This is a genomic window from Prevotella sp. CAG:255, from assembly GCF_000431195.1.
Lineage (GTDB): Bacteria > Bacteroidota > Bacteroidia > Bacteroidales > Bacteroidaceae > Prevotella > Prevotella rara.
In genome coordinates this window covers 282-938 of the sequence record NZ_HF986845.1, presented here as the reverse complement: position 1 = coordinate 938, position 657 = coordinate 282, and the positions used below count along the sequence as shown (strand labels likewise).

The following is a 657-nucleotide window of genomic DNA, read 5'->3' as shown; positions in this document are numbered from 1 at the left end:
GCGATGACGCTTATTGACAGTCTGGAGGGAGAAAGCGCCATGAACAAAAGCCGGCACATGAAGCTGCTGCTGCTAAAGGCTAAAGTAAGAAACAAACTCGCAATGCCCATGAGCACCGACTCGCTGAAAGACATTGCCGACTATTTTGACAAGCACGGAGATTCTAACGAACGCATACTCGCATACTATATCATTGGGTGCGTATATCAAAGAAGCCAAGACATTGCCGACTATTTTGACAAGCACGGAGATTCTAACGAACGTATGCTCGCATACTATATCCTTGGATGCGCATACTTTGACGGCAAGGATGCCCCCATGGCATTGCAGTATTTTCATGAAGCGGCAACAAAGGCAGACACCACTGACTGCAGCTGCGACTTCCTTACACTGCACAGAATACACGTATGGTCGGCAGAGATTTTAAAAAGCCAGTTTGCCTTCAGCGATGCCTTCCACGAAAATAGCCTGGCGTTTAAATACGCAATGAAGGCAAAAGACACGTTAAATGCTATTATTACATACGAGCAGAAAGCAAATATATATAAACTTAAAGGCAACATAGACTCTGTCATAAGCATACGCGAAAAGCTGTATGGACTTTACTCCAAATACGGATATAAAAGAGAAACAGCCTACTCTTTAGGGCCACTTATT

General features: G+C 44.1%; 1 pseudogene. It reads left to right on the top strand.

The annotated features are described in order from the left end of the window. Positions 1-657, top strand: a pseudogene (locus QVO66_RS11330) (hypothetical protein); the annotation flags it as partial.